Here is a 5383-nt window from a genome sequence, read left to right as displayed (position 1 = left end):
AGTGTGCGCCCGCCTCTCACTTCCCGCTGTAGACGGGGAAGACGCTCGACTCGCCGTACTCCCGGGCATGCAGGTCCCGCAGGATCGTCATGTCCCCGTCGCCGATCACGAAGTCCACATCGGCGTTGGAACGCATGTGGTCAGGATTCCCGGTTTTCGGGAGCGACACCGTGCCGAGTTGCAGCGTGTAGCGGATGCACAGTTGCGGAACAGTGACGCCGTACCGCTCGGCCATCGCCGCGACGTCCGGGTTGGAGAGAATCTCGCCGTGGGCGATCGGCGAGTACGCCTGCACAAGGATTCCGTGGGAGGTGCAGTAGTCCAGGAGTTCGGTGGGCGTGTTGCCGGCATGGACGAGCAGCTGGTTGACATGAGGGACGATCGTGCCGCCCTCGATGATGTTGTCCAGGTCGGCCTGCACGAAGTTCGAGACGCCGATGGCGCGGATCTTGCCCGCCCGGTACGCCTCCTCCAGGGCCCTCCACGCCGCCAAGTTGCCCTCGGCGTAGTCCCCACCACGGAAGTCGCTCCAGGGCTGAGGCGCGTGGATGAGCATGAGGTCGACGTAGTCGAGCCCCATCGTCTGCAGGGAACCCTCGATCGACGCGACGGCTCGGTCGTAGTCCTTGATCTCGGCCGCCAGCTTGGTGGAGACGAACAGCTCGTCGCGCGGCGCGCTCGCGGTCCGGACGCCCTCCCCCACCCCACGTTCGTTGCCGTAGGCCTGCGCGGTGTCGATGTTGCGATAGCCGATCTCCACGGCGGCGCGCACGGCCTCAGCCGCCTTGTCGTCGTCGATGAACCACGTCCCGAGGCCGAGTTTGGGGATCTCGACGCCGTTGGCCAGGGTGTACTTCTCGGACAGGATGCTCATGGGTTGTCTCCATTCGTGGTGAGTGGGTCGGGGATGCCTCGGCGTGCTGGTGAGCAAGCGCAGCGCTGGATGCCGAGGGTGACGGTCACCGCTCCGCGCGAGCAGACACCATGGGTCACACCCATCGCCCGCCTCCACACGAAGCATAAGCTGACGTCTCACATGACCGGCCAGGGGCTTCAGTAGCGCGTGATGACCTGGGCCACGGTTTCGAGAAGCCGGCCCACCAAGGGGAACGCTTCAGCGTCGCATCAGCCGACGAGTCCGCGGCCCGCGCCTGAGAGAACGGCAACGGCGGCCCTGGGCTGCGATGCCGAACGTGGCGACGTCGTAGAGTGCGGACATGGCCACCCCTTACCACGTGAACTATGGCTGGGCCCGGATCGGCCCCCGCCACTGGAACGAGCGCTCGGTCGTGACGCTGCAGGCAGACCTGGGGGCGCCCGGGCGTGCGGCAGCCCTCGTCAAGGAGCTCGAGCAGTGGTTCGCCACCATGGAGCACGGGACCGACCCCCGCTCCTTCCCCACCAGCACCGTCGCCCTCGACGGCGGGTGCCAGTTCCCGGCACCCGTCTGCGTCGACGAGCACCAGGTCACCGCGTGGATCGTGTCCCACGGCGAGGACGCCTTCGACTCGATCGCCTCCCACGCCGAGGCCTTGCGTCGCGTGGCGGAGGACGTCGCCTCCGACGTCGAAATCACCTGGACCGAGTTGCCGCACCGGTAGGACGCCGTGTCACGCCGATGCGACCCAGCGCAGTGGGGAGCCTTGGCAAAGGAGGGCAGGCGAGCCACACCGAGCCACTCGTCTGCACCAAACTCCTCGAACACCGACGCGGGCGCTAACCCCAGGCCTTCCGCCGGCCGGACCGACGCGGCGTTGGCGGACCGCCGCACACCGCACAGATGCCCGTTTGATCTTCCTCAGCCAGTGCATGTGCCGGGAGGTTCCTCGCCCCGACGTAGGAGCCAAGCGTCGACCGGAGGTCCAAGCGCCGACTCTCGTGTCACAGCGGCTTGACCATGATCAGGCACAGCGAGTCCGGACCCCACAGGTCGGTTTCCTCCAAGGGAAGGAAGCCGAACCCCTGACAGCACCTCCGAGTGAGCGCGTAGCCGAGGTCAGGGTCGGAAGGACCCCAATGTCTTGACTTGTAGAGTCGGCCCCCCGAGTGCGGGCGTCCGCCTCGATGGCGCGGAGCATCGCTGTGCCGATGCCCTGGCCGTGGAGCGCCTTTTCGACGACGGTGAGGTAGATCTCGGCGACGTGTGGGAAGTGCCGATCCACCAGGGTCACACCCACGACCTCCCCGGCTTCGCGCACTGTCCACGTCTCCTTCACACGAGATGCTTGGATGTACTCGGCGTTGGCGTGTTCGAGGCCGAACCATTCGGGGATGGTGGCCAGCACCATGCCACATCGTCGGGGCACGGGGCGTCCGAGCCCGCGACCCAGACAGGATCTGCACTCATGCGGTTCGAAGCGGCTGGAGACCGGCCAGTTCCTCGCGGAGCGCGGCGCGAGAGATGCGGATCTCGTAATGGGACTGCAGGCCCATCCAGAACTCAGCGGAAGTCCCGAAGTACTTGGCGAGCCGGACCGCCGTGTCGGCCGTGATGCCCCGCTTGCGGTGCACGATCTCGTTGATGCGGCGCGGAGGGACGCCGATGGCGACCGCGAGCCGGTTCTGGGTGATGCCGAACCCATCGATGAAGTCCTCCATGAGGATCTCCCCGGGGTGGATGGTCGGGATCTTGTCGTCGCTCGTCATGCCGCCTCCCCTCAGTGATAATCGACCAGTTCGACGCGATCGGCGGCGCCGTCGCGCCAGACGAAGCAGATCCGCCATTGGTCGTTGACCCGAATGCTGTGCTGGCCCACCCGATCGCCCTTGAGTTGCTCCAACCGGTCGCCCGGTGGGACGCGAAGGTCTTCGACGTCCCGGGCGGCGTGCAGCATCTCGAGCTTGCGAAGAGTCGCGCGTTGCACGGCGCGATCGACCGACTTGACGTATTGCTCGTCCCAGATCTGGGCCGTCCGCTTGTCGCCGAACGACCTGATCACCAAACGATCCTATAACGTGACGCGTCAATAACGCTAGACGTTAAATCGGGACCCGACCGCGTTCCGTAGCCAAAGGCGTCAGAGTGAGCGCCCGGCGCCGAGATCGGCTGCCAGGTCCCCTATGGACGCACCGAGCTTCGCCATCGCCCAAGAACTGCAGCGCGACAGCCGACGAGTCTGGCCCCACCACCGGGGCGGGCAGCGCTTTTCAGACGGCGACGATCTCCAGCAGCGAGTCGAGGCCGGTGAAGTCGTCCGGGTTGCGCGTGTAGAGCGGCAACCCCTCGGCGAGGGCCACACAGGCGATCATGAGGTCGGCGATGCGTCGACGGGGCTGTCGGCCAGACGCCACCACGGCGGCGTAGACACGCCCGTAGGCGCGGGCAGCCTCCGTGCCGAAGGCGATGGGCTCAAACGCGGCCTCCACCCGCTGCAGGCGATCCTGGCGACGGGCCCGCTCGGCAGGGTCCTCGGTCGCCGCTGGCCCGGCGGAGAGCTCCGCCAAGGTGACCGCGCAGATCGCTGCCCGACCGGGCAGCCTCTCCTCGTCGAGCTGGCCCAGGTCAATGACGACGGACGTGTCAAGCAGGCCAGCGTCATGCTGCTCAGGCACGGGGATCGATGCCCTGGTCCGTCACGGCGTCGAGATCCTCGACCAACCGCTGACGGTCGATCGCGGGTGCACTGCGGAAAATCTCCGCGACGACCGCGCGGTCGACCAGACGGTGGCGACGCAGCGGCCGCAGCTCGCCGACCGGAGCGGCATTGCGCGTCACAATAAAGGAGCGGCCGGCGTCCAGCTCGCGCATGATGCGCCCGCTCTCGTTGCGCAGCTCTCGTTGGCTGATGATCTCCGTCACGCCTCAACCGTAGCACGCGGTGCTACAGCGTTCGATCGAGCCGCTGAACCTGCGTGACGAACCTCGTCACGGACCGAGCAGGGCCAGAGGAACCACCGCGACGCCGTCAGGACGTCGATAGGCCGAAGGGCCCGTGTTGACGACCACAAGGTCGACCACTCGGCCGGGGAGCTGGTCGCGCAACCACAGCAGATGCCTTACCTCGGAGTCTTCGACCGCACTCGCAAGCTTCACCTCTACCGCGAGCACCTCACCGCCTGAGCCCTCCACGATCAGGTCGATCTCGCGGTCGCCGCCACGAAGGCGGAGATGGCTCACGCGAGCATCAGCGGCCTGCGCTGCAACGCGCACGTCCAGAGCCACCAGCGACTCAAACAGTGGCCCCAACATGCTGGCGCCGGTCCCCACCAGCGTCGCAGCACTCAGACCCAGAAGCCTCGCCGCCAAGGCCGGGTCCGCCAACTGGTGCTTCGGGGCCTGCTGCAGCCGCTTCAGCGGAGTCCCGGCCGGCAACCACCCCGGGACGGGATCGAGCAACCACAGCCGCGTCAGTTGGTCACGGTAGCCCGCGGTCGTCTCCTTGGCGGGCTGCGTGCCGTCGCCACCCGTGGTCGCATCCAAGATCTTGGAGTACGACGTCGTGGTGGACGAGGCAGCGGCGTAGGCAGCAAGCCATCGCCGCAGGGTTTCTGGGCGGCGCACCTCGAAACCTTCGCCGGGAAGATCGCGGTCGATGATCGCCTGCAGGTAGGAGTCAAGCATGAGGCGACGCGCGCGCGGCGGGGCGGCCATGATCCCGGGGAACCCGCTGTCGACGATGGCTGCGACGTAGTCGGCCAGGACGAAGCGCGAATCCCCCCTCACCTTCGCCTCACCGCGCAGCAACCCAGCCAATGAGACGTGACGAGCGGTTAGTCCCCGTTCATGCAGGGCCATGGGCCGCATGCGCAGCGACACGATGCGCCCCGCCCCGGAGTGCGTCCCCTGCCTGTCGCGGGGCGCCGCGGACCCTGTCAACAGGAATCGCCCCGGGGACGCTCCTGCGTCAACCTGCCGACGCACTGAGTCCCAGACCTGGGGGAGGTGCTGCCATTCGTCGATGAGCAGCGTTCCGCTCGGGGCCGTCGACAGGTCGAAGTCAGCGCTCACAGCCGCACGTTGACCCACATCGTCGAGCCTCCAGATCGCCTCCGCCCTGAGCGCAGCGGTCTGGGTCTTACCCACACCCTTGGGGCCGTCGATCGCGATGGCGGCAAGCGCGGGCATCAGATCGTCGAGCTCGGCATCGAGCGTCCGTCGCAGGTAGACCACACGAACAGACTAGCCCATGCGCGGACGTTCAACTAGTCCAAATGCGGGCCCCTGACTCTTCCATACGCGACCACATCCTCAGACGTCCAACCCCCTCAGGATGCGCAGCAGAATCATACATTGAAACGAAATTCGACCACGTCGCCGTCGGCCATCACGTAGTCCTTGCCTTCGAGCCTCAGTTTGCCCGCGGCCCTGGCGGCCGCCTCGGAGCCCAGCTCGACGAGGTCGTCGTAGCTCACGATCTGGGCCTTGATGAAGCCCTTCTGGAAG

The 5383-nt window shown here is 67.0% G+C and carries 9 protein-coding genes; 1 reads left to right on the top strand and 8 read right to left on the bottom strand.

Annotation, left to right across the window (positions count from 1 at the left end; genetic code table 11):
• Window positions 1-16: 16 nt before the first annotated feature.
• The gene (locus tag WMJ97_RS14285) at window positions 17-874 is read right to left on the bottom strand and encodes an aldo/keto reductase (protein WP_347349676.1); all 858 of its coding nucleotides are present in this window, start codon (window positions 872-874) and stop codon (window positions 17-19) included.
• Between the two features lie 343 nt (window positions 875-1217).
• On the opposite strand from WMJ97_RS14285, the gene WMJ97_RS14280 reads away from it, so the two are divergent.
• Entirely contained in the window at window positions 1218-1601 is a 384-nt protein-coding gene (locus WMJ97_RS14280) for a hypothetical protein (protein ID WP_347349675.1), read from the top strand.
• Window positions 1602-1901: 300 nt separating this feature from the next.
• On the opposite strand, the gene WMJ97_RS14275 is transcribed toward WMJ97_RS14280, so the two are convergent.
• From WMJ97_RS14275 to WMJ97_RS14245, 7 genes are all read right to left on the bottom strand, one after another.
• Window positions 1902-2288 carry a GNAT family N-acetyltransferase gene (locus WMJ97_RS14275; protein WP_347349674.1) on the bottom strand — a complete coding sequence of 129 codons (387 nt, stop codon included), beginning with the start codon at window positions 2286-2288 and terminating at the stop codon, window positions 1902-1904.
• Between the two features lie 55 nt (window positions 2289-2343).
• Complete coding sequence (locus tag WMJ97_RS14270; RefSeq protein ID WP_347349673.1) at window positions 2344-2646, bottom strand: HigA family addiction module antitoxin; 303 nt, start codon at window positions 2644-2646, stop codon at window positions 2344-2346.
• Window positions 2647-2657: 11 nt separating this feature from the next.
• Entirely contained in the window at window positions 2658-2939 is a 282-nt protein-coding gene (locus WMJ97_RS14265) for a type II toxin-antitoxin system RelE/ParE family toxin (protein ID WP_347349672.1), read from the bottom strand.
• Between the two features lie 208 nt (window positions 2940-3147).
• Window positions 3148-3552 carry a type II toxin-antitoxin system VapC family toxin gene (locus tag WMJ97_RS14260; RefSeq protein WP_347349671.1) on the bottom strand — a complete coding sequence of 135 codons (405 nt, stop codon included), beginning with the start codon at window positions 3550-3552 and terminating at the stop codon, window positions 3148-3150.
• A complete protein-coding gene (locus tag WMJ97_RS14255; protein WP_347349670.1) occupies window positions 3545-3799 on the bottom strand; it encodes a prevent-host-death protein in 255 nt (84 codons plus the stop codon). The genes WMJ97_RS14260 and WMJ97_RS14255 overlap by 8 nt, the downstream gene beginning before the upstream one ends.
• Before the next feature lie 66 nt (window positions 3800-3865).
• Complete coding sequence (locus tag WMJ97_RS14250) at window positions 3866-5110, bottom strand: DUF4143 domain-containing protein (RefSeq protein WP_347349669.1); 1245 nt, start codon at window positions 5108-5110, stop codon at window positions 3866-3868.
• Window positions 5111-5223: 113 nt separating this feature from the next.
• On the bottom strand, window positions 5224-5383 hold a 160-nt coding region (locus tag WMJ97_RS14245), incomplete at its 5' end, for a DUF933 domain-containing protein (RefSeq protein ID WP_347349677.1).

The sequence above is a fragment of the Nigerium sp. genome, assembly GCF_039811905.1.
Lineage (GTDB): Bacteria > Actinomycetota > Actinomycetes > Propionibacteriales > Propionibacteriaceae > Propioniciclava.
The sequence above is the reverse complement of the archived record's forward strand: the minus strand, read 5'-3'. Positions and strand labels throughout refer to the sequence as shown.

Coding starts and splice junctions, on each gene's coding strand:
- WMJ97_RS14285 (WP_347349676.1), bottom strand. CDS start 874: ATGAGCATCCTGTCCGAGAAGTACACCCTGGCCAACGGCGTCGAGATC.
- WMJ97_RS14280 (WP_347349675.1), top strand. CDS start 1,218: ATGGCCACCCCTTACCACGTGAACTATGGCTGGGCCCGGATCGGCCCC.
- WMJ97_RS14275 (WP_347349674.1), bottom strand. CDS start 2,288: ATGGTGCTGGCCACCATCCCCGAATGGTTCGGCCTCGAACACGCCAAC.
- WMJ97_RS14270 (WP_347349673.1), bottom strand. CDS start 2,646: ATGACGAGCGACGACAAGATCCCGACCATCCACCCCGGGGAGATCCTC.